The sequence below is a fragment of the Kribbella speibonae genome, from assembly GCF_004331375.1.
GTDB lineage: Bacteria > Actinomycetota > Actinomycetes > Propionibacteriales > Kribbellaceae > Kribbella > Kribbella sindirgiensis.
Genome location: NZ_SJKC01000001.1, coordinates 310,066 through 332,181, shown reverse-complemented (window position 1 = coordinate 332,181; position 22,116 = coordinate 310,066). Strand labels below are relative to the sequence as shown.

Annotated in this window: 22 protein-coding genes and 1 tRNA gene; 10 read left to right on the top strand and 13 right to left on the bottom strand. The window is 69.0% G+C overall.

What is annotated here, in order from left to right; genetic code table 11:
- Nucleotide 1: 1 nt before the first annotated feature.
- Nucleotides 2–892 carry a hypothetical protein gene (locus tag E0H92_RS01650; protein WP_131495155.1) on the top strand — a complete coding sequence of 297 codons (891 nt, stop codon included), beginning with the start codon at nt 2–4 and terminating at the stop codon, nt 890–892.
- Here the strand turns inward: E0H92_RS01650 and pdxR are convergent.
- Nucleotides 879–2,243, bottom strand: a complete 1,365-nt coding sequence (gene pdxR, locus E0H92_RS01645; protein ID WP_131466978.1) for a MocR-like pyridoxine biosynthesis transcription factor PdxR — start codon at nt 2,241–2,243, stop codon at nt 879–881. The genes E0H92_RS01650 and pdxR overlap by 14 nt on opposite strands.
- Nucleotides 2,244–2,260: 17 nt before the next feature.
- Here pdxR and sigJ point away from each other — a divergent pair, with 17 nt between their 5' ends.
- The 3 genes from sigJ (at nt 2,261) to E0H92_RS01630 (ending at nt 5,213) form a co-directional block, all read left to right on the top strand.
- A complete protein-coding gene (sigJ, locus tag E0H92_RS01640) occupies nt 2,261–3,205 on the top strand; it encodes an RNA polymerase sigma factor SigJ (protein ID WP_131495154.1) in 945 nt (314 codons plus the stop codon).
- An 82-nt stretch (nt 3,206–3,287) separates the two neighbouring features.
- Nucleotides 3,288–4,475, top strand: a complete 1,188-nt coding sequence (locus tag E0H92_RS01635; RefSeq protein ID WP_131495153.1) for an NAD(P)/FAD-dependent oxidoreductase — start codon at nt 3,288–3,290, stop codon at nt 4,473–4,475.
- A 57-nt stretch (nt 4,476–4,532) separates the two neighbouring features.
- Entirely contained in the window at nt 4,533–5,213 is a 681-nt protein-coding gene (locus E0H92_RS01630; RefSeq protein WP_131495152.1) for a pyridoxamine 5'-phosphate oxidase family protein, read from the top strand.
- Here the strand turns inward: E0H92_RS01630 and E0H92_RS01625 are convergent.
- The 5 genes from E0H92_RS01625 to E0H92_RS01605 all read right to left on the bottom strand — a co-directional run bounded on the left by E0H92_RS01625 (nt 5,210) and on the right by E0H92_RS01605 (nt 8,959).
- The gene (locus E0H92_RS01625; RefSeq protein ID WP_131495151.1) at nt 5,210–6,022 is read right to left on the bottom strand and encodes an ABC transporter permease; all 813 of its coding nucleotides are present in this window, start codon (nt 6,020–6,022) and stop codon (nt 5,210–5,212) included. The genes E0H92_RS01630 and E0H92_RS01625 overlap by 4 nt on opposite strands.
- Nucleotides 6,019–6,960, bottom strand: a complete 942-nt coding sequence (locus E0H92_RS01620) for an ATP-binding cassette domain-containing protein (protein WP_131466973.1) — start codon at nt 6,958–6,960, stop codon at nt 6,019–6,021. The genes E0H92_RS01625 and E0H92_RS01620 overlap by 4 nt, the downstream gene beginning before the upstream one ends.
- Before the next feature lie 132 nt (nt 6,961–7,092).
- Nucleotides 7,093–7,617 (bottom strand): EXLDI protein, encoded by a 525-nt coding sequence (locus E0H92_RS01615; protein WP_131495150.1) that lies wholly within the window; start codon nt 7,615–7,617, stop codon nt 7,093–7,095.
- A gap of 120 nt (nt 7,618–7,737) precedes the next feature.
- On the bottom strand, nt 7,738–8,346 hold the full coding sequence (locus E0H92_RS01610) for a hypothetical protein (protein ID WP_131466971.1): 609 nt from the start codon (nt 8,344–8,346) through the stop codon (nt 7,738–7,740).
- A gap of 19 nt (nt 8,347–8,365) precedes the next feature.
- On the bottom strand, nt 8,366–8,959 hold the full coding sequence (locus E0H92_RS01605) for a PQ-loop domain-containing transporter (protein WP_131495149.1): 594 nt from the start codon (nt 8,957–8,959) through the stop codon (nt 8,366–8,368).
- A gap of 81 nt (nt 8,960–9,040) precedes the next feature.
- On the opposite strand from E0H92_RS01605, the gene E0H92_RS01600 reads away from it, so the two are divergent.
- Nucleotides 9,041–9,487, top strand: a complete 447-nt coding sequence (locus tag E0H92_RS01600) for an Lrp/AsnC family transcriptional regulator (protein WP_131284624.1) — start codon at nt 9,041–9,043, stop codon at nt 9,485–9,487.
- Nucleotides 9,488–9,635: 148 nt separating this feature from the next.
- Here E0H92_RS01600 and E0H92_RS01595 read toward each other — a convergent pair whose 3' ends face one another.
- Entirely contained in the window at nt 9,636–9,896 is a 261-nt protein-coding gene (locus tag E0H92_RS01595; RefSeq protein WP_131284626.1) for a cell division protein CrgA, read from the bottom strand.
- 101 nt (nt 9,897–9,997) lie between these two features.
- Here E0H92_RS01595 and E0H92_RS01590 point away from each other — a divergent pair, with 101 nt between their 5' ends.
- Both E0H92_RS01590 and E0H92_RS01585 read left to right on the top strand, forming a co-directional pair.
- Nucleotides 9,998–10,768 (top strand): DUF881 domain-containing protein, encoded by a 771-nt coding sequence (locus E0H92_RS01590; protein WP_131466968.1) that lies wholly within the window; start codon nt 9,998–10,000, stop codon nt 10,766–10,768.
- Between the two features lie 8 nt (nt 10,769–10,776).
- On the top strand, nt 10,777–11,394 hold the full coding sequence (locus E0H92_RS01585) for an aminodeoxychorismate/anthranilate synthase component II (protein WP_131495148.1): 618 nt from the start codon (nt 10,777–10,779) through the stop codon (nt 11,392–11,394).
- Nucleotides 11,395–11,445: 51 nt separating this feature from the next.
- Here the strand turns inward: E0H92_RS01585 and pknB are convergent, their stop codons facing one another.
- The 6 genes from pknB to E0H92_RS01555 form a co-directional block, all read right to left on the bottom strand.
- Complete coding sequence (pknB, locus tag E0H92_RS01580; RefSeq protein ID WP_131495147.1) at nt 11,446–13,299, bottom strand: Stk1 family PASTA domain-containing Ser/Thr kinase; 1,854 nt, start codon at nt 13,297–13,299, stop codon at nt 11,446–11,448.
- Between the two features lie 123 nt (nt 13,300–13,422).
- On the bottom strand, nt 13,423–14,877 hold the full coding sequence (locus E0H92_RS01575; protein ID WP_131466965.1) for a peptidoglycan D,D-transpeptidase FtsI family protein: 1,455 nt from the start codon (nt 14,875–14,877) through the stop codon (nt 13,423–13,425).
- On the bottom strand, nt 14,874–16,271 hold the full coding sequence (locus E0H92_RS01570) for an FtsW/RodA/SpoVE family cell cycle protein (protein ID WP_131496406.1): 1,398 nt from the start codon (nt 16,269–16,271) through the stop codon (nt 14,874–14,876). Before E0H92_RS01570 ends, E0H92_RS01575 begins: the two co-directional genes overlap by 4 nt.
- On the bottom strand, nt 16,268–17,671 hold the full coding sequence (locus E0H92_RS01565) for a PP2C family protein-serine/threonine phosphatase (protein WP_131495146.1): 1,404 nt from the start codon (nt 17,669–17,671) through the stop codon (nt 16,268–16,270). The genes E0H92_RS01570 and E0H92_RS01565 overlap by 4 nt, the downstream gene beginning before the upstream one ends.
- A gap of 10 nt (nt 17,672–17,681) precedes the next feature.
- Nucleotides 17,682–18,164: an FHA domain-containing protein FhaB/FipA gene (locus E0H92_RS01560; RefSeq protein WP_131466963.1), complete on the bottom strand. Its 483-nt coding sequence runs from the start codon at nt 18,162–18,164 to the stop codon at nt 17,682–17,684.
- A 10-nt stretch (nt 18,165–18,174) separates the two neighbouring features.
- Nucleotides 18,175–19,023: an FhaA domain-containing protein gene (locus tag E0H92_RS01555; protein ID WP_131466962.1), complete on the bottom strand. Its 849-nt coding sequence runs from the start codon at nt 19,021–19,023 to the stop codon at nt 18,175–18,177.
- 169 nt (nt 19,024–19,192) lie between these two features.
- Between E0H92_RS01555 and E0H92_RS01550 the strand changes: the two genes are divergently transcribed.
- From E0H92_RS01550 to E0H92_RS01540, 3 genes are all read left to right on the top strand, one after another.
- Nucleotides 19,193–19,276: transfer RNA gene (locus E0H92_RS01550), tRNA-Leu, on the top strand.
- Nucleotides 19,277–19,463: 187 nt separating this feature from the next.
- Nucleotides 19,464–20,219, top strand: coding sequence for an ABC transporter ATP-binding protein (locus E0H92_RS01545; protein ID WP_131466961.1), 756 nt, complete (start codon nt 19,464–19,466; stop codon nt 20,217–20,219).
- Nucleotides 20,204–22,039: a hypothetical protein gene (locus E0H92_RS01540; RefSeq protein ID WP_131495145.1), complete on the top strand. Its 1,836-nt coding sequence runs from the start codon at nt 20,204–20,206 to the stop codon at nt 22,037–22,039. Before E0H92_RS01545 ends, E0H92_RS01540 begins: the two co-directional genes overlap by 16 nt.
- Nucleotides 22,040–22,116: the final 77 nt, after the last annotated feature.

The following is a 22,116-nucleotide window of genomic DNA, read 5'->3' as shown; positions in this document are numbered from 1 at the left end:
GATGAAGCGTCTGATCGCCGCAACGGCCGTGGCGGCCGTGGTTGCTGCGATGGTGACGGCGCCGGCCGCCCACGCGGCGCCGTCGGCGTCCTGCTCGTTGCAGCCGGGGTCCGTGCTCGCCAGTGGCGCGCAGAACAACGGTGGGATCACGGTCGGCTGGCCGCCGCAGAACGTCGGGCAGCCCGGTCCGATCTTCGGTGTCTTCAAGCCGGGACAGGTTCAGCTCAGTACGTCGTTCACGAGTGAGGCGTACAGCTGGGGCGCCACGAACCACGGCTGGGTGGTGCAAGGCGATTCGCTGTACTACCGCGAGTACACCATCGACATCATGAACGAGATCCTTCCCGACGGGCCGGCCGAGAATCAGCCGGTTGGCGCCGGCTGGTCGAACTACAAGGCGGTCGAGGTCTCCGAGTACGCCAACCGGACGACGATGTACGGGCTGCGCGCCGACGGCACGCTGTTCCGGTGGAGCGCCGACCGCTGGCTGTTCAAGAAGACCGGGTCCGCGCCAGGGTTCGCCGCGGTGCAGTCGATGGCGTTGATCAGCAAGACGTCGACGTACGACACCTTCCTGGCGAACACGCGGGGCGGTGCGCTCTACACGATCCGGATCCCGACCACGTCGCCGATGAAGCCGATCGTGAAACCGGTTCGGACGAGGACCTGGCAGGGCTTCGAGAAGCTGGTCGCGAGCAAGTGCGGCAACTACGGCACACTCCTGGTCGGCATCGACAAGGACACCCGGACGGCACACTGGTACGCCGTTGGTCATGCCAACGGCACTGCCACCGTGATCAACCACCTGAGCGCCTCCGGACCGAGCTTCGGCGACCCGGTCTACTTCCGCTGGGGCGGAAACCCCGGGATCGACCCCCTCAACGGCGACTGAGGATTTCGGTCAGGATCGTCAGGGCTCGGTGCAGGTCGGACGTCGACGGTGTCGCGTACCCGATCACGAGCCCTGGCGGTCCCGGCACGCTCCGGCGGTATTCGGACAGCGGCGCGACCACGACGCCGGCCTCGCGCGCCGCGGCCGCGATCCGTAGATCGTCGGCGTCGTCGGGCAGGAGCAGCGTGATGTGCAGCCCTGCGTCCTGGCCGACGACCTGACCGTACGGCGACAGCACCGCGCAGGTGTGGGTACGCCGGTCCGCGTACAGCCGGCGCCCGCGGCGTACGGCCTGGTCGAGGTACCCGTCGCGGAGCATGGCGAGCATCGCGGCCTGCATCGGCCAGCCGGGCCAGTCGCCCGAGTTCTCCCGGAACGTGGCGAGCCGATCGACCATCGCCTCGGACGCGACCAGCCAGCCGAGACGGAGCGCGGGGCTCAGCGTCTTCGACAGCGTCCCGAGGTGGACGACCCGCTCCAGGTCCAGCTGCGCGAGCGCGGGCAGCGGCGCGACGTCGTACCGGAACTCGCTGTCGTAGTCGTCCTCGATCAGCAGGCTCCCGGTGCGGCGTGCCCAGCGGACCAGTTCGTTGCGGCGGGCAACTGGCAGCCGGCCGCCGAGCGGGTACTGGTGCGACGGCGTCACGTAGACGGCGGCAGCGTCCGTCAGTGCGTCGACCCGCAGGCCGTCCTCGTCGACCGGGACGTCGACGATCTCGAGCCGGTGATCGCGGGCGGCGACGACCGCGTTCAGGTAGCCGGGGTCCTCGATGGCGATCCGGTCGCCGGGTTGCCGTGTGACCGTGAGCAGCAGCCGCAACCCGTGGACGGTGCCGTTCGTGACGAGCACGTTCTCCGGGCCGCAGGCGATGCCGCGGACCCGGGCGACGTGGTCCGCGAGGGCCGCCCGCAGCGCGGGAAGCCCGGCTGCGTCGTCGTACCCGCCCGGCGGTGACTGGGTGGACACCTCACGCCATGCCCTGCGCCAGCCCGGATCGGGTGTCGGGGCGATGTACGGGATGCCAGGACGCAACGTCAGGAGCTTCGCGTCGGCATCCGGCCGGTGCTGCGTACGGCGTCGTACGGCGGGTTGCAACGGGACGACGTCGGTGACGAAGGTGCCCGCGCCGGTCCGCCCCTCGATCCAGCCCTCGGCGTGCAGCTGGTCGTACGCCGCCTGCGTCACGGACCGCGAGACGCCGAGCTCCCGCGCCAGGTCGCGCGTCGACGGCAGCCGATGACCGGCCTGGAGCCGACCGTCCAGCACCGCCGCCCGGAACTGCTCCGCGAGCTGTAGGTGCAACGGCAGTCCGGCGTCCCGGTCGATCGTCAGCGGCAGCGAAGTCTGCACCTCATTAGGATCGCAGTATGACGATGACCGCGGAGGACGTGTCTCGGTTCGAGGGATCCAGGCGCCGGCTCGAGGCCATCGCGTACCGTCTGCTCGGCTCGGCGAGCGAGGCCGAGGACGCCGTCCAGGAGACGTTCCTGCGCTGGCAGGCCACGGACATCGCCCGGATCGAGGTCCCCGAGGCGTGGCTGACGAAGGTGCTCACCAACCTCTGCCTCAACCAGCTCGCCTCCGCCCGCGCGCGGCGCGAGACGTACGTCGGCCAGTGGCTGCCCGAGCCGCTGCTCGACGGCGACCCCATGCTCGGCCCGGCGGACACCGCGGAGCAGCGCGAGTCGGTGTCGTACGCCGTACTCACGCTGATGGAGCGCCTGTCGCCGAGCGAGCGGGCGGTCTACGTCCTGCGGGAGGCGTTCGACTACCCGCACCGGGAGATCGCCGAGATCCTCGAGATCAGCGAATCCTCCAGCCAGCAGGTCTTCCGCCGGGCCAAGCAGCACCTAGCGGACGGCCGGGCGCGGACCGAGGTCGACGAGGCCACGGCGCGGCGGATCGTGGACGAGTTCCTCGCCGCGGCGATCAGCGGCCAGACCGATTCGATCGTGCGGCTGCTGACCGCCGACGCCGTCTCGGTCGGCGACGGCGGCGGCAAGGTCCCGGCCCGGACCACCGCGGTCGAGGGCGCGCTCGCGGTCGCCCGCTTCCTGCGCGGCCTGTTCAAACCGTCCGAGGCGAAGCGCGTCTACGTCGGCGGTACGGCGGACATCTACGCCTGGCCGGCCAACAGCGAACCCGCGCTCGTGGTGGTCGCGAACGGCGAGGTCATCGGTGTCATGTGCCTCGAGGTCGGCGCCGACGGTGTGACCGCCGTACGCACCCAGGCGAACCCGGACAAGCTGGCCCGCGCGACCGAGCTGTTCGCCGCCTCCGATCACGGGGAACCGCTGACGACGATCCTGTGACCTGCTTCACATCGCTGACCTGTCATGAAACGCAGGCCTACCCGGTTCAAGGGTGGACACCGCATCAGACAGGAGTACGAAGATGAAGCACCGCATCGTAGTTCTCGGCGCCGGGTACTCCGGAGCCGTCGCCGCCGGCCGTCTCGCTGCCCGGCTGCACCGCGACGAGGTCAGCATCACGGTCGTGAACGCCGAGACCGACTTCGTCGAGCGGGTCCGGATGCACGAGGTGGCCACCGGCCGGGACCTCAAACTGCGTCCGTTCGAGCAGATCTACGCCGGGACCGGGATCGAAATGAAGTTCGCGAAGGTCACCGGGGTGGACGTCGACCGCAAGACGGTCGCGCTCGACTCGGCTGAGCTGGATTCGGAGGGGCTGGAGTACGACACCCTCGTGTACGCGCTCGGCAGCCGCTGGAACCCGCAGGGCGTTCCGGGTGTCGCGGAGCACGCCTACGAGATCGCGAGTCGTCCCGGTGCGCTTCGGCTGCGTGAGCGCCTGGCGACCTTGACCGCCGGACAGACCGTGACGGTTGTCGGCGGAGGCCTCACCGGCGTCGAGTTCGTGACCGAGCTGGCCGAGACGCGGCCGGATCTCGACGTCGCGTTCGCCGTCCGCGGTGAGCTGGGCGACTGGTTGTCGCCCAAGGGACGCCGGCACCTCCGGAAGGTCGTCGACCGGCTCGGCATCACCGTGCACGAGAAGGCCGCGGTGACGCGCGTCGACGCGGACCATCTGACGACGGCCGACGGCAGTGCGATCCCGGCCGCGGTGACGGTGTGGACGGCCGGGTTCGCCGTACACCCGATCGTCGAGGCGACCGCGCTGGAGGTCAGTGACACCGGGCGGATCGTGGTCGACGCGAACATGCGGTCGGTCTCGCACCCGGACGTCTACGCGATCGGCGACGCGGCGTACGCGATGGGCTCGAAGAACAAGCCGCTGCGGATGTCCTGCGCCTCGGGCCAGCCGATGGCGTGGCAAGCCGCCGACTCGATCGTGACCCGGTTGACCGGTGCCAAGTTCCAGGACGCGCCGCTGTTCTACTTCAACCAGTGCATCTCGCTGGGGCGCAAGGACGGGCTCGTCCAGTACGTCACCACCGACGACCGCGCCGTCAACGCCGCCCTGACCGGCCGGGTGGCGGCCATCTACAAGGAGCTGATCTGCAAGGGCGCCGCCTGGGGTGTGGAGAAGCCGACGATGGGCCTGCCGACCCGCAAGCACCACCTCATCGCCCAGGAGGTCCCATTGGTCCGAGTGGACTAGGTGATTCGTCGCGGAATGGCCCGTGCCGCCAGTCCACTCGCGGGTGAACCTAGTGACATGACCACTACGCCGTTGCAGCCGACCGCCCGGACCTCGTTGCGTCGCTCGAAGGAACGTGCCGCCACCGAGCGGCAGACGCTGTACGACGTACTGCTCGACGGCATGTTCTGTCACCTCGGCGTCGTGGTCGACGGCGATCCGCTCGTCCTGCCGACGGCGTACGGCGTGGATCTGGACCGTGGACCGGACGGGGAGCTGTACCTGCACGGCTCGGTCGCGGCCAGGAGCGTCGTCGCGGCCCCGCAACAGACCGTGTGCGTGACCGTCACGCACACCGACGGCCTGGTGCTGGCCCGGTCCGCGTTCCACCACTCGGTCAACTACCGGTCCGCGGTCATCTTCGGCGTACCGCGGCTGATCACCGATCCGGACGAGAAGCTGCACGCTCTGAACCGGATCGTCGACCACCTCGTCCCCGGCCGGTCGGCCGCCGTCCGCCCGCCGAACCGCAAGGAGCTGGCGAAGACGTCGGTCCTGGCACTCTCCCTCACCGAGGCCTCGGTGAAGACCCGCTCCGGACCCGCCAACGACGACGAGGAGGACCTCGACCTGCCCTACTGGACAGGCGTAGTCCCCCTCCAAGTCGTCGCCGGCGCCCCGGAGAACAACCCCGACTGCGACCTGCTGGTCCCCGCCCACGTCCGCACCCGCGCAAACATCCTGGGCGCACCGGCTTAGGCGACTGTGCCCTTGTTGTAGCTGGACTGGGCCCAGAAGTAGCCGACCACCGCGATCGCCAGGCACCATCCGCCGGCGAGCCAGCTGCTGCTGCTGTCCATCGGCGTACCCAGCAGGAGATGGCGCAGGCTGTCGATGATCGGGGTGAACGGCTGGTACTCGGCGAACCAGCGGATGCCGCTCGGCATCGCCTCCAGCGGGATGAACGTGTTGCTCAGGAACGGCAGCAGCAGGCTGATCGGCAGGACGACGTTGCTCGCGCCCTCCGGCGTCTTACTGGTCAGCCCCAGCGCGATCGCGAACCAGGTCAGGCCGATGGTCAGTCCGATCAGCAGCAGGGCCGCCAGCAGCCAGTCCCCCACCGACGCGTTCGGACGGAACCCGATCAGGACCGCGAAGCCGACCACCAGGGCCAGGCTGACGATCGTCACGATCACGTTGCCCAGCACGTGTCCGGTGAGCACGGCCGGCCGGAAGATCGCCATCGTCCGGAACCGGGAGACGATCCCCTCCGACATGTCCATGCAGACCGCGACCGCGGGCGACATCGTCCCGGACGCGATCGACATCAGCAGGATGCCCGGGGTCAGGAAGTCGATGTAGTCGAAGCCTCCCGCGCCGCCGCCGAGCCCAGCCGAGAAGGTGTCGCCGAAGACCAGACCGAACAGCAGGATCATGATCACCGGCATCCCGAGGGCACCGAGCGACAGGCCGGGATACCGCTGGGCGTGCCGCAGGTTCCGGCGCAGCATCGTGCCGATGTCGGCCATCGGACGGATCGTCGTGGTGGTCGTGGTGGTGGTACTCATGCGGACACCTCTTCGGACTTGGGCTGACCGGTGACGGCGAAGAACACGTCGTCGAGGTCGGGAGTGTGGACAGTCAGTTCGTCGACCTCGAGCGAGGCGTCGTCGATGGTGGCCAGCAGGTCGCGCAGCGCGTGCACGCTGCCGTCGTTCGGCACCTGCAGGACCAGTGCTTCGTGGTTCGGTACGGCGGTCGGCAGCACCCGGCCCGCGAGCGTGAACTCCTCGGGCGAGGTGAACCGCAGCCGGATGTGCCCGCCCGGGGCGAGCCGCTTGAGTTCTTCCGCCGTACCCTGGGCGACCAGGCGCCCGTGGTCGAGGACGGCGATCCGGTCGGCGAGCTGATCGGCCTCCTCCAGGTACTGCGTGGTGAGCAGGACCGTGACGCCGCCGGCGACCAGTTCGCGGATCAGCGTCCACATGCCGTGCCGGCTGCGCGGGTCGAGACCGGTGGTCGGCTCGTCCAGGAAGATGATCCGCGGCCGGCCGACCAGCGTCATGGCCAGGTCGAGCCGGCGCTTCATACCGCCCGAGTACGTCGACGCGAGCTTCTTGCCGGCCTCCGCCAGGTCGAACTGCTCGAGCAGTTCGTCCGCCCGGCGACGGGCCTCCTGCTTGCCGAGGTGGTGCAGATCGGCCATCAGGATGAGGTTCTCGCGGCCGGTCATCAGGCCGTCGACCGCGGAGAACTGACCGGTGACGCCGATCGCGGCACGCACCGCCTCGGGCGACTGGTGCAGGTCGTGGCCGGCCACCCGGATCTCGCCGGCGTCGGCGGCGACCAGCGTGGACAGGATGTGGACCGCGGTGGTCTTGCCGGCGCCGTTCGGGCCGAGCAGGGAGAAGATGGTGCCTTCGGCAACGTTCAGGTCGATGCCGTCGAGCACGAGTTTCTCGCCGTAGGACTTACGCAGTCCGCGGACGTCGATCGCTGCTGACATGAGGGATCCTTGGGGTTTTCGGGCAGGGTGAACCTGACCCGGGGTGGTTGACGGGTCTGCTGAGGAGGATGTGGGCGTGCCTCACCGGCCGAGCGGCCGGCTGCGGGCGCCCGGTCGTGGTGCGGGGTTCAGTTAGATGTCGAGGTCCTCGACCGCGGGCTGATCGGCGGCCTCCTCGACGAGTTGGTAGAGGTCGTCCGGGATCAGGGCGCGGAGTTCCTCGACCGTGTCCACGACGTGCAGGGTGGCTTCGCCCTGCGCCATGCTCCAGGACTGGTCGGTGCTCCAGTTGCCGACCCAGGAACGCCACCCGGTGAGGTAGCGCTCGTCGTCGGCGTTCTGCTTGATCTGGCTGCGGCGGTCCGCGTGCAGGACGAACTTCCCGGTCCGGCTGCGGTAGACCTTGAAGGCCTCGTACCCGGAACTGCTCGACCGGCCGCCTTCCGCGAGCAGTACGCCGGAGAACCGCTGCTTGCGGCCGGTGCCCCGGCCCACCCGCACGGTGATCTCCTCGTACCCCTCGAACCGGCCTTCCTCCATCTCGACGTACTTGCGCAGTGCGATCGAGATCGCCGAGGACAGGTTCCCGGCCAGCTCCTGGGCCCGCTTGTACAGCGGCAGGTCGTCGTCGGACACGTAGATCGTCTTGTTCGGCATCTCTTGTCTCCTCCTACGTAGAACTATACGCACATGTGTGCGCAGATGTCTACGTATAGCTCTACGTAGAAGTGGAGACGGCCGCGACGGAGTCCGTCGCGGCCGTCTCGGGGTGGCTGACTACCTGGGTGAGTACAGCCAGGGGTGCTCGAGGTCGAAGAACGCCGGCGGGCCGGAAGCGAGACTGTTCATCTCGTCCATCTCCGCCTGCAGTTCCGATGGCACCTCTTTCCGCTCGCCTTCGCGGGCCTCGGCCTCGGAGGTGAAGTACATCGCCATCGTGTACTCGCCGCCGCCGTACATGGCGACCTCACTCCCGAGGACATCGGGGCGGAACGCGGCCCATTCGTCCCGGTGCTGACCCATCAGCTCACGCGCGCGCTCCGGGTCGCTGCCGGCGCCCTGCATCACCTGGACGAAACCGGCGGCGTCCGGGTCGCCGTGCGTGTCGATCACCACGTCCTCCGTGTCGTGGAAGGTGGCTCCGTCGCTGAGCAGCGACGAGAACTCGTGCCACCACTTGTCCTGCGCCGGGCTGTCGCTGTTCCGCCGCGCCGCGTCGGCGGAGTCGAAACGAGCCAGCGCGATGAACTTGCCGTCCGAGGTGACTCCGGCCGTGGTCCCCAGCCAGCCGGACGCCTCGGGCGCCAGTTCCTCCATCCACCGATCCATCGCCGCATGCGCCTGCTCGGCGTCGGTGACCTGCCCCTGAATGACCTGAACGAACATGTGAGACCCTCCCCGTCTCTCAGGCCGCTAGTCGGCATTTCGAAAGTACGCCTGCCTGCCGCGCCCGGGCCAGCATCAGCAGACTCGCGAGCACACCGGTGGCCCCGAGCGTCACCAGGCGTACGTCGCCCTTCCACAGACCGAACACGAACCAGCAGGCCAGCTCCCCGAACACCAGCCGCCAGGTACCGACCGAGATCCCTGTGGGCCGATCGGTCCGGTACGCCGTCCACAACGACGGCGTCACCTGAACGATCGAGGCCGCGGCGAGCAGCGAACCCAGGCCGATCCGCCCGCCAACCACGGCGGCCAGCACCAGCAGAACGGTCCATCCCGCGATCCACCCGATGGCGCGGCGGTTCAGCACACCACGCCGTACCAGCAGGACCGAGACAGTGCCGGCCAGTACGGCTGCGGCCGTCGACGGGAGGCTCGCGGTCCAGTAGCCCGACGCCATGAAGTAGCCGAACCAGGCCGCGTTGTTGATGCTCGTCAGCGTCGCCCAGGACCAGGAGACGCCTGCCGTGTCACCGGTCCGGCGGAGCTTGAGGATCTGCGGGAGGTACTGCGGGATGCCGAAGCAGGCGGCGGCGATGGGCAGGAAGTCGAGCATGGCGCAAGATTACTGCTGAAACCGGGACGGATTCTTGCAACTTCATGCTCTGCGACGGGAGCTGCGGATAGGATTTTTGCCGTGGATGCCATTGATCGCAAAATCCTTGCTGTGCTCCAGGAAGACGGCCGGCTGACGGTCACCGAACTCGCGCAGCGGGTAGGGCTGAGTGCTGCGCCGTGTCATCGGCGGTTGCGGGAGCTCGAGCGGGCCGGGGTCATCCGTGGGTACCGCGCGGTGGTCGACGGGGCGGCGGTCGGGCACGGGTTCGAGGTACTGCTCTCGGTGACGATGGACCGGGAGGAATCGGTCGCCGGCTTCGAGGCCGGGCTGGCCGAGATCGCCGAGGTGGTGCAGGCGGAACGACTGTTCGGGGAGCCGGATTACTTCGTCAGGGTGGTCACCGCGGACATCGCCGCGTTCCAGAAACTGCGCGACGAGCGGCTGGCGCGACTCCCCGGCGTACAGCGCCTGACATCCACCATCGTCATGAAGAAGGTCGTGGACAACCGCCCGCTCCCGACTTGAACAGTGTGGAAACAGACCGCCTCAAACCTGACTTATCCACAGATTTGAGCGAGTTTCCGTCGCTTTCAGTGGAGAAGTGCACTTCCACCTGGGGATAACTTCGCCGAATCGGTGTGCACAACTGGGGATACGGATGTGGATAACTTGGTCAGACCCACTGGGTGGAGACGACGAAGCCGACTGCGATCAGGCCCATGCCGATCAGGAGGTTCCAGTTGTTGAGGTCCTTCATCACCGGGATGTCCTGGCCGGCCACGTAGAAGACGACCAGCCAGGCGAGTCCGAGCAGCCAGCAGGCCAGCATCAGCGGCGCGACCCACACGCGACTGCTGGTACGTGGCTTCTTCGGGGTCTTCTCGGCCTTGACCTTCTCGGTCTTCTTCTTGTTGCGACTGCTCGACTCGGGCACGACTGAACTCCTTGTAAGGACGCATAAGCTGACCGCAGCAGGACCATGTTTCGGGTCCGGTCCGGGTTAGCGTAGTGCAGAGAGCAATATGGAGATCACGGGTGCGTAGGTTGAGGCGGATTTCGCTGTGGCGCGCGGGTGCGCCGCTGGCGTTGCTGTGCGCCGGACTGCTGTTCGCGACCAGCGCCACCAACGCCCGGGGCACCGACCTCAGGCCCAGCCGTAACACTACGCTCGCGGGCCTCGTGGAGGAACAGAGCCGGCGCAGCGCCAGCCTGGTCCGGCAGCACGCGGCGCTCACCCAGGACATCGAGAAGCTCCAGGCGCAGCAGGGCTCGATCGACCCGGTGCTGTCCAAGCAGCTCAAGGACCTGTCCGACGCGGTCGGCACGACGCCGGTCACCGGGCCGGGGCTGACCGTGACGCTGAAGGACGCGCCGTCCCAGGTCGTCAAGGACAACCCGGATGTCGACGCCGACTGGCTGGTGATCCACCAGCAGGACATCCAGGCGGTGGTGAACGCGCTCTGGGCGGGCGGCGCGGACGCGATCTCGATCCAGAACCACCGGGTCATCTCCACCACCGGGATCAAGTGCGTCGGCAACTCCGTCGTACTGCACGGCGTTCCGTACCTCCCGCCGTACAAGATCAGCGCGATCGGGGACCGGCGGAAGCTGCAGAAGGCGCTCGACGACTCGCAGTACATCGAGAACCTGCAGGACTACGTGGTGAAGTTCCAGCTCGGGTACGACGTGAAGAACGAGTCGTCGATCGCGATGCCGGCCTACGAGGGCACCCTGGACCTGCAGAGCGCGACGGTTCCGGGCTTCCCGCGGACTCCCTCGACAAGCCCGACCGCCAGCGGGCGATAATAGACCGCATGCCGCGGATCCTTGTCGTCGACAACTACGACTCCTTCGTCTACAACCTGGTGCAGTACCTGCAGCAACTGCAGGCCGACACCACCGTCCTGCGCAACGACGAGGTCACCCCCGACGAGGCCGCTGAGTACGACGGCGTTCTGCTCTCCCCCGGCCCCGGTACGCCGGAAGAGGCCGGCGCCTGTGTCGACATCGTGAAGGAGAAGGGCCGCGAGGTCCCGATCTTCGGGGTGTGCCTCGGCCTGCAGGCGATCGGCGTCGCGTACGGCGGGGTCGTCGGCCGCGCGGACGAGCTGCTGCACGGCAAGACCAGCCAGGTGTTCCACGAAGGCGCCGGCGTCCTGTCCGGGCTCCCGTCGCCGTTCACCGCGACCCGGTACCACTCGCTGGCGATCGCGCAGGACACCGTGCCGGACGAGCTCCAGGTGACCGCGCGGACCGAGGCCGGTGTGATCATGGCGGCCCGGCACCGGGACTTCCCGGTCGAGGGCGTGCAGTTCCACCCGGAGTCGGTGCTGACCGAGGGCGGCCACCGGATGCTCGCGAACTGGCTCGAGATCTGCGGCGACGCGGACGCGGTCGCCCGCTCGGTCGGGTTGGCGCCGGTCGTCAACTGACCCGTAGAACGGAAGAACCCCCGGAGCGAGTGCTCCGGGGGTTCTGTCGTCTCAGCCGCCTGGGATCGTGATCGGCGGTGTCGTCGGGTCGCTCGACGGAGTTTCCGACGGCGTCGTCGAGGACGGCGGCGGGGTCGGCTGCTCCTGGTGGTTGTTGATCGTCAGCGTGATCAGCGTGCCCTTCGGCGCCTTGGTGCCGCCCTTCACGCTCTGCTCGAGAACGGTCTGGTCCGGCGCGTCCGGGTTGTCGGCCGAGGCGTACCCGACCCGGAAGCCGAGGTCCTTCAGCGTCTTCGTCGCGTCGTCCTGGGTCTGCGTGACGACGTTCGGTACGTCGACGTTCACGACGCCGTTGGACACGGTCAGAGTGAACTCGGTCCCGGACGCGTACGAGCCGTTCGGGTCCGGGCTGATCGCGATCACGGTGCCCTTCTTCTGATCGCTGTCCGCTTCCTTGACGTCGTCGTTGACCTTGAACTTGCCGCTGGACTCCTTGAGCGCCTGCTTCGCCTTCGACTCCGTCATACCGATCACGTTCGGCACCGGGAACGCGCTCCGGCCGGACGAGAACACGACGGTGACGGTCGAGCCCTGCTCGGCCTCGGTGCCCGGCGCCGGGGTCTGCCGGATGGCGGAGCCGCGGCCGACCGTGTCGCTGGCCTCCGACGGTCCCTGCGCGAACTTCAGGCCCTGCGCCGACAGCAACGCCGTCGCGTCAGCGACGGACTTGCCGCTGACATCCGGTACGGCGACCTTGGCCGGCGGTGTGGCCGTCGTACCGCCGCCGCCGGCCTTGTTGTCGTTGTTCATGTTCGAGAACAGCGCGTACGCGCCGACCGCGACCGCGACGATCGCGAGGCCGAGCAGGAAGTAGGCCAGGCCGCGGTTGCGGCGGGACCGCGCGTCCTGCGCCTCGTCCAGGTCGTCGTCGCCGGGCGGCAGCAGGTCGTTCGCCGAGGTCTGGTGGTACTGCTGGGTCGCGGCCGTCGGCGCCACCGCGGTGGGCGCCATCGACCGGGTCTCCGCGACCGCCGCCATCGGCGCGGTCACCTGCTGGCCGGCCAGCACCCGGTGGATGTCGGCGCGCATCTCCGACGCGCTCTGGTACCGCTCCTCGCGGCTCTTCGCCAGCGCCTTCAGGACGACCGCGTCGACCTCCGGCGGGATGTCCGGGTCGAACGAGGACGGCGGCAGCGGCTGCTCCCGAACGTGCTGGTAGGCCACGGACACCGGCGACTCGCCGACGAACGGCGGGCGCCCGGTGAGCAGTTCGTACAGCAGGCATCCGGTCGAGTACAGGTCGGAACGGGCGTCCACGGTCTCACCGCGGGCCTGTTCCGGGGACAGGTACTGCGCGGTGCCGATCACCGCCGCGGTCTGGGTCATCGTGGACGACGTGTCGGCGACCGCGCGGGCGATGCCGAAGTCCATCACCTTGACCTGGCCCTGCGGGGTCAGCATCACGTTTCCGGGCTTGATGTCGCGGTGCACGATGCCGGCCCGGTGGCTGTAGTCGAGGGCCTCGAGGACGCCGGAGGTGATCTCCAGGGCCCGCTCGGGCATGATCTTGCGGCCTTCGCGGATCAGGTCCCGCAGCGTCTTACCGGTCACCAGTTCCATCACGATGTACGGAATGGTGACGCCGGAGCCGTTCGGGTCCGGCTCCTCGCCGGTGTCGTACACGGAGACGATCGTCGGGTGGTTCAGCGACGCGGCCGACTGGGCCTCGCGCCGGAACCGCGCCTGGAAGGTCGCGTCGCTGGCCAGGTCGACCCGCAGCCGTTTGATCGCGACCGACCGGCCGAGTCGGTTGTCCACGCCTCTGCGCACCTCGGCCATGCCGCCGCGGCCGAGCGGTTCGCCTTCTTCGTACCGGCCGCCGACGAGACGTGCCTGCGATGTCATGACCTCAGCCTTCCAACCTGTCCGGAAACACTCAACTTGCCCACGGTAGCGGCAGCCACACGCAGATCCCCGTTGGAAAGACGCTCTGTCATCGCATCATTCCGTATGGTGCTCATCGGCCGTTCATTGGCCCAGCACCGCCTCCATCACCTTCTTGGCGATCGGCGCCGCCAAGGTTCCGCCCGCGATGTCGTTGCGGGGGATGTTCGCGTCCTCGATCAGCACCGCCACGGCCACCTTCGGGTCGTTGGCCGGCGCGAACGCGGTGAACCACGCGAACGGCGGCCGCTCCTTCGAGGTCTGCGCCGTACCCGTCTTGCCGGCCACCTGGACGCCGGAGATCCGGCCCGGCTTGCCGGTGCCGTTGTTGACGACGTCGACCATCATCGCGGTCAGCTGCGCGGCGACCTGCGGGGTGACCGCCTGGTGCAGCGACTCCGGCTTGGTCTCCGACACCGTCTTCAGGTCCGGGGTCTTCACGTTCTGGACCAGGTACGGCTTCATCACCTCGCCCTTGTTCGCGATCCCGGCCGCCACCATCGCCATCTGCAGCGGGGTGGCGCGGACGTCGAACTGGCCGATCGCGGACTGCGCGGTCTGCGGCTCGTTCGGGTCGCCGGGGAACTGGCTGGTGGCGACGGCGGGCAGCTCGGTCAGCGGCTTGGCGCCGAAGCCGAACTTCGCGGCCTGCTCGTTCAGCGCGTCCGCGCCGAGGGCCATGCCGACGGTGCCGAACGCGGTGTTGCACGAGTAACGCAACGCGATCGTCAGGGTCGCGTTGTTGCTGCCGCCGCAGTTCTTGCCGTCCTCGTTCACCAGCGGGACGGTGGTCTGCGGGAGCGGCAGCTCGGCCGGCGAGGCCACCTTGGTCTCCGGCGTGTACTTGCCGCTGGACAGCGCGGCCGCCGCGGTGACCAGCTTGAACGTCGATCCGGGCGGGTACAGCTCCTGCACGGCGCGGTTCGACAAGGGCTTGCTCTTGTCGGCGTTCAGGCTCTTCCAGGCCGCGCCGACCTTCTCGGTGTCGTGCGAGGCGAGCTGGTTCGGGTCGTAGGACGGCCGGCTTGCCATCGCCAGGATCCGCCCGGTCTTCGGCTCGATCGCGACCACCGCACCGGTCTTTCCGGCCAGGCCGTCGTACGCCGCCTGCTGGGCCGCGGCATTCAGGGTCAGGGTCACGCTGCCGCCCTGCTGCGGGCGGTTGCTGATCACGTCGATGATTCGGCGGAAGGCCATCGACGGATCGGAGCCGTTCAGCTCGGCGTTCATCGTCAGCTCGATGCCGCCGCGGCCGAACAGGTACGAGTAGAACCCGGTCACCGGTGCGTACACCTTGCCGTTGGCGTAGGTCCGCTGGTACTTGAACCGGTCGTCGGACTCCTTGCTCTGCGCGACCGGTGTACTGCCGATCAGGATCGGTCCGCGGTTCACCGAGAACTGCGAGTCGCGGACCCGGTTGTTGTCGTTGCGGCCGTTGATCTCGTTCGCCCGGAAGGCCTGCAGGTACGTCGAGTTCGCCATCAGCGCGAGCATCAGGATGATCGCCGCCACGGCGAGTCGCCGGATCGCTGAGTTCATGCCTTCTGCACCGCCATCGCGATCGTTTCGTCGGAAACCGGAGCGGCCGGGGTCTGCGGCCGCCGGGCCTGGTCGCTGATCCGCAGCAGCAGCGCGATGATCGCCCAGTTGGCGACCAGCGACGTACCGCCGAGCGCCATGAACGGCGTGGCCAGACCGGTCAGCGGGATCAGGCCGGTGACGCCGCCGACGATCACGAACACCTGCAGCGCGAACGACATCGCCAGACCGGTCGCGATCAGCTTGCCGAAGATGTCCCGGCAGCCGAGCGCGGTCCGCAGGCCGCGCTCGATGATCAGGGTGTAGACCAGCAGGATCGCGATCAGCCCGGTCAGCCCGAGCTCCTCGGCGAACGACGAGATGATCATGTCGCTCTGCGCGTAGAGCGTGGCCTCGGGGTGCCCCTGGCCGAGACCGCGACCGAGGATGCCGCCCCAGGACTGGCCCATCAGCCCGAGCTTCACCTGGCCGCCGTCGATCGCCCACGGATCCAGCCAGTCGGTGACGCGGCGGTGCACGTGCCCGAACGTCGTGTACGCGAAGAACGCACCGCCGGCGAACAACAGGCCACCGATGATCAGCCAGCCGGCCCGCTCGGTGGACACGTACAGCAGGAACAGGAACAGGCCGAAGAACAGCAGTGACGAACCGAGGTCGCTCTCGAAGACCAGGACGCCCAGGCTGACCACCCAGGCGATCCCGATCGGGCCGAGGTCGCGGGCCCGCGGCAGGTCGAGTCCGAGGAAGCGGTGCCCGGCCAGCGTCAGGACGTCGCGTTTCACCACCAGGTAGCCGGCGAAGAACACGACCAGGCAGATCTTCGCGAACTCACCCGGCTGGAAGGACATCCCCGCCAGCCGGATCCAGATCCGGGCGCCGTTCAGGTTCACGCCGAGGCCGGGGATCAACGGCAGCACGAGCAGCACGAGACCGGCCAGGCCGGCGGTGTAGGTGAGCGCCTGCAGCCGGCGGTGATCTCTGATCAGGAGGATGACGACCAGGAACAGCACCACGCCGACCGCGGTCCAGGTGATCTGCTGCGGCGCCGCGGGCCCCTTCGGGACCCGTCCCCGCGCCTCGGCGACGATGGCCAGGCCGAGGTCGATCCGGTGGATCATCGCGACGCCGAGACCGTTCAGCAGCACCGCGCAGGGCAGCAGCACCGGGTCGGCGTACGGCGCCCGGTAGCGGAGCGCGAGGTGTGCGATCAGGGCGAGCAGCCCGATCCCGGCCGCGTAGTACCCGGTGCTGGCCGGTACGGCGTTCTGCACGGTGACGCCGATGTTCACGTACGCGGCGACCGAGACCGCGATCGCGATCACGAGCAGCAGCAACTCCACCCCACGCCGGGTCCGCGGGATGATCTGGATGACGGACGTGGACGCGATGCTCATCGGACCCCGTCGCAGTCGTCGGGGTCGACCGGCGTACTCGGCGACGCGGTACCGGTCGGGGCCGTCGACGGGGGCGCCGAGGACGCCGGCGGCTTCGAGACGGGCGTCGACACCGGCGGCTTCGAGACCGGCGTCGACGGTGCCGGCGTGGACGGCTTGGGGGTCGGTGTCGGCTTGGCGGCGCACTCGGCAGCGGTGTGCTGCAGCTCGGCGACGATCGAGCGGGCACCGGCCAGGTCGTCGGCCTGGATGTTGCTCTCGACCTGCTCCCGGCTGTACGTCGGCAGCTTGTCGACCTGCAACGTCTGGCGCTCGTACACCTTCGACAGCGACAGACCGGGCAGATCCGCCTCGATGCCCTTGAAGATCGCCACGTAGTCGCCGTCGGTGCCGACGTAGTACTGCTTCTGGGTCCAGCTGTACGCGAACCAGCCGCCGCCACCGATCAGGCCGAGCACGACGAGCAGTACGGCGATCCGCCGCAGCCACGCGAACCGCTTCGGCGGGCGCGGCGCGTACCGCAGTTCCTCCGGGTCGACCGCGCCGCCGTGACCACCGCCGCCGTGACCGTCACCACCGCTGGTGCGGATCGCGACCGTCGGCTCGCCGCGCCCGGTGCTGCCCTGGGCCAGCTCGGCGGCGGCTCCGACGAGCTGCGGCTGGACGCCACTCGCGGGCTCGGTCTCGACGACGTCCGCGACGAGGACGGTGACGTTGTCGTTCGAGCCCGCCTCGAGCGCGTGCGTGATCAGGTCGACGACGACCGAGTCCGGCGTACCGGAGGCCATCGAGGCGGCGATCACCTCGTCGCTCACGTAGTCGGGCAGGCCGTCGCTGCACAGCATCAACCGGTCGCCGGCCTGGACGTCGAGCATCTCCAGGTCCGGGTCGGAGTCGGGGCGGCCGTCGAGGACGCGCAGGATCAGGTTGCGGTGCGGGTGGGTGAAGGCCTCTTCCTGGGAGATCCGGCCCTCGTCGACCAGCGACTGCACGAAGGTGTGGTCGTGGCTCAGCTGGTACAGCTGGCCGTCCCGCAGCCGGTACGCGCGGGAGTCGCCCAGGTGCGCCAGGCCGAGCCGCTTGCCGTCGAACATCAGCGCGGTGACCGTCGACCCCATGCCCTCGCGCTCGGGGTCCTCCTCGACGAGCTCGGACAGGCGCTCGTTGGCCCGGTGCACCGCACCGGCCAGCGCCTCGATCATGTCCTCACCGCTGATCTCCGCGGTGTCCAGTCGCCGGATCACCTGGACCGCCGCCGCGCTGGCCACCTCACCGGCTGCCGCGCCGCCCATTCCGTCGGCGAGGAGCAGCAGGTGCGGACCGGCGTACGCCGAGTCCTCGTTGTTGCGGCGTACCCGTCCGACGTCGGAGAGGGTTGCGTAGTCGAGCGACAGGGTCATCGAGGCAGGCCTACTTCGCGATGTTCAGCGTCGTCCGGCCGATCCGGATCGAACCGCCGATCTCGGCCGGGACCGGGCGGGTGACCCGCTGGCCGTCCAGGTACGTGCCGTTGGTGGAGCCGAGATCCTCGACCCACCACTGGCCCTCGGACAGGAACAACCGGGCGTGCCGGGTGGAGGAGTAGTCGTCGTCGAGCCGGATCTGGCAGTCCGACCCGCGGCCGATGATCACCGGCTCTTCGCCGAGCGACGCACCGACCCCGGCCTGCGGACCGTCCGCGATCGTCACCGACGCGGGCAGGCCCTTGCGCTTCTTGACCGGCTTCGCGGCTTTCGGCGTACGGGAGTTCTGCGGGACGGCGGCTGCCGCGGCCCGGCTGTCCACCTTCGCGCCGAACAGGTCGGACCTGATCACGGACAGCACCGCGAGGACGAACATCCACAACAGGGCCAGGAACCCCAGTTTGATCAGGGTCAGGGTCAGTTCCGACATGGAAGGTCAGTCACCACCCGCTGCTCGGCGGCTGGGCCATCGGCTCGTCCGCGAGACGCAGCGTCATGGTGGTGTTGCCGATCCGGACCGTCGAGCCGTCCACCAGCTCGGCCTCGGTGGTCCGGCGGCCGTTCACCAGCGTGCCGTTGGTGGAGCCGAGGTCGACCATCACGACCCGGATACCGCCCGGGCCCTCCGGCATCAGCCGGATCTCGGCGTGCCGCCGGGAGACGCCCGGGTCGTTGATCTGGATGTCCGCATCGGTGCCGCGGCCGAGCACCACGCCGGGCGGGTTCACCGGGCGCCGGCGGCCGTTCACCTCGAGCATCACCTGCGGGTGCCCGCGGCGCGGCGCCTGCTGCTGCGGCGGCGGGGGCTGCTGGAACTGCTGCGGTGGCGGCGGCGGGGTCTGCACGACCGGCTCGTTCGGCGGCACGTAGGGCTCCTGCTGGTAGGGCTGGGGCTCGTAGGACGGGCGCCGCTGGGGCGTCCCGACCGTGGCGCTGACCACCCGGAACTTACCGGTCGGGAGATCATCCTGCTGGACCAGCTCGATGTCGATGGGCCCGGAGAACGTGTACCGCTGGATGTCGGCGTGGTCCCGCAGCTCGTTGGCGAGCTCGTGGTTCAGGGTCCGGCCGTAGGCGTTCAGCCGCTCGAAGTCGTCCGGACCCAGCTCGATCGTGAAGCTGTTCGGCACCAGCCGGCGGTCCCGGGACAGGATCCGCGCGGTGTTGTCGATCTCACGCTTGAGAGCGGCGGCCAGTTCGATCGGCTCGACGTCACCCTTGAAAGCGCGCGCGAAGACACCGCTCACAATGCCTTCCAGGCGTCGCTCGAAGCGCTGTAGCGGTCGCACGCCTCCTCCTCCACGGTCGGTACGCCAACAGATGTCCACCGGTCAGGCGGACACACCGGGTACGACGATCGATCGTATCGGGAGGTTCGACCGAACCCGCAATGTGAAGCACCGGCAGAACCCGTGCTACTGTTCCTTCTCGTCGCCAAGAGATGTATCAGGCGGCTGCGCGCGGGTGGCGGAATAGGCAGACGCGCACGGTTCAGGTCCGTGTGCCCGAAAGGGCGTGGGGGTTCAACTCCCCCCTCGCGCACAACGAAGTCCCGGTCGAATCGGCCGGGACTTTTGCGTTGCCCGGGAACTTTTCGTCCTTTCGGATGATCCTGCCGGGCAGAAAATGGCCCGACCCGCACCTGGGGCCGCTCAGCCGATCAGCTGACGGGGGCGGTCCACCGTCAGGGTGACGCGGTCGGACAGGTCCCGATGGCAAGGTTCCTCGCATGGAGGAAGCGCTGGAGTTGGTGGGGCTCACCAAGGTGTTCGGTGAGCAGCGGGCGGTGGACGATCTCAGCCTGACGGTGCCGGCCGGGTCGTTCTTCGGGGTGCTGGGGCCGAACGGGGCCGGGAAGACGACGTCGTTGTCGATGGCGGTCGGCCTGTTGCGGCCGGACGGGGGTACGGCGCGGATCTTCGGGGTGGATGTCTGGCGGGACCCGACGCGGGCCAAGGCGCTGGTGGGGGTGCTGCCGGACGGCCTCGGGATGCCGGAGCGCCTCACCGGGCGGGAGGTGCTGACGTACCTCGGTCTGTTGCGCGGGCTGCCCGAGGACGAGGTCGCGCGGCGGGCCGCCGAGCTGCTGGAGGTGCTCGAGCTCGACCACGAGGACGACAAGCAGGTGATCGGCTACTCGACCGGTATGCGGAAGAAGCTCGGGCTCGCGGTGGCGCTGCTGCACGCGCCCCGGCTGCTTGTACTGGACGAGCCGTTCGAGGCCGTCGATCCGGTGTCGGCGGCGACCATCCGGACCATCCTGCACCGGTTCATCGCGGGCGGCGGGTCGGTGGTGATGTCGAGCCACGTGATGGCGCTGGTCGAGCAGTTGTGTGACCGGGTCGCGGTGGTCGCGGACGGGAAGGTCGTTGCCGCGGGCACCGTTGCGGAGGTGCAGGCCGGCGGCAGTCTGGAGGACGCGTTCGTGTCGCTGGTCGGTGCGTCGACCCGTGGCGCCGAGGGGCTGACGTGGCTCTCGCACTGACCTACGCGACGTCGCGCACCCTGGTCCGGATGCGGCTGGCCGCGTTCCGGCACGGGCTGGACGACCAGTTCCGGCGGTCGTGGATCGTCACGGGCGGGTTCGTCGGGCTGGCGCTCGCGGGCGGCACGCTCTGGCTCGCGGGGCGGGGCGATCACGACGTACTGGCCGTCGTACTCGGGGTCTGGATGCTGGGCTGGGTGGTCGGGCCGCTGTTTGCGGGTGGCGGCGACGAGACGCTGAAGCCTGAGTACTTCACGATGCTGCCGCTACCGCCGCGCACGCTTTCAGCTGGTCTGCTGGTGGCTGCACTGGCCGGTGTGGCACCTGTCATCAGCCTGATCGCGTTGCTCAGCCTGGTCGTCGTGAGCGGAGACGTCGCCGCTGCCCTTGTTGCGGTGCCTGCACTGTTGCTGCAGCTGCTCTGCTTCCTCCTGGCGTCCCGGCTCGCTGTAGCGGTGTACGGCGTACTCCTGCAGGTGCGGGCCGGTGCGGTGATCGCAGCGCTGGTCAACGCGTTCATCCTGGCGTTCACCGCACAGGGGTGGGCGCTGATCGTCGCGTTCGTGTCCACCGACGTACAGGGCGCATTCGCGACCGGTGCGCGGATCGCCCCGTCAGGGTGGGGTCTGGTCGCGGTGGAGGCCGCTGGTCGCGGCGAGTGGCTCGAAGTCCTTGCTGCGTTGGCAGGGCTTGTGGTGCTCGCCGCAGTGATGCTCCTGGCCTGGAGTGCCTTGCTGGTACGGCGCACCACTGGCAGTCGGACCGGTGGGACGGTGAGGAGGCAACTGTCTGCGAGGAGCGGGGCGGGTGCTGCGGGAGCCAAGGAGCTCCGGTCGTGGACACGCGACCTGCTGTACGGCCACCGCGCTGTGTTCGCCGTCGCCTACGGGTTGTTCTTCTGCCTGATGCCGTTGGCGATCGGGATGAAGTCGATGCTGCCCTGGGCGGGTCCGGCCGCTGTGGTGATGGCGGGCTCGATGACCGCGAACCTGTATGGCGCGGACGGTACGGCGTTCTGGACAACCCTGATGACACCGGGCTCAAGCCGTGCGGACGTGCGGGCGCGCCAGCGCGCGTTCCTGCTGGTCTTCGGTCCATCGACGCTGCTGATCACCCTGCTGCTCACCTGGTGGTCCGGCGACACCAGGGCCTGGCCACTGGTGCTGAGCGTGCTGCCCGCGCTGCTCGGTGGTGCAGCGGGTCTGGTGGTCGCCTGCTCGGTGTACGCCGCCGTACCGACGACTGATGCGCACAAGCGGTCCGGGAACCCGCTCAACTCGGGTGAGAACGAGGGCGAGACCATGGGCATCGTCTACGTGATGCTCGTGCTGGTCGCGGCGACCTGTGCCCCGGCACTGATCCTGGCGCTCTACACAGGCTGGTGGGGCGTGCCGGTCGGCGTACTGTCCGGCGTGCTCGCGTGGTGGTACTTCGGTCGCATGGCGGCCCGTCGTCTCGACGCACGGGGTCCTGAGCTCCTCACCTTGCTCAGGCATGGGCGATCGCCCGCGGAGCAGGCCAAGAAGACCGCGGGGTTCGATGCGCTCCCCAAGTGGCGGCGTACGTTGGCCGGGTTCTGCCTCGGGTTCGGGGCGATCCCGTTGTTCCCGCAGGCCGTCGTACCGGCGATCTTCAAGCTCACCGGCAATCACGACACCAAGTCATGGTTCCTGGCCCTCTACCAGGACGGCCCGTGGCAATGGGTCGTGATCGTGCTGATGGCCGCACTCGGGTTGTCGATGTACGCCTACGGCGGGCTTACCTACTACTACGCGAAGAAGCGCGCTCCGGATGGGTCGGTCGCGGTAGTCGCAGGGTAGGCGCGCCGCGATGTCTGGCCGTCGGGGCCACGGTGCGGTGGTTGCGGAGCATCCAGATCGCGACGGCGGCCGCGGCG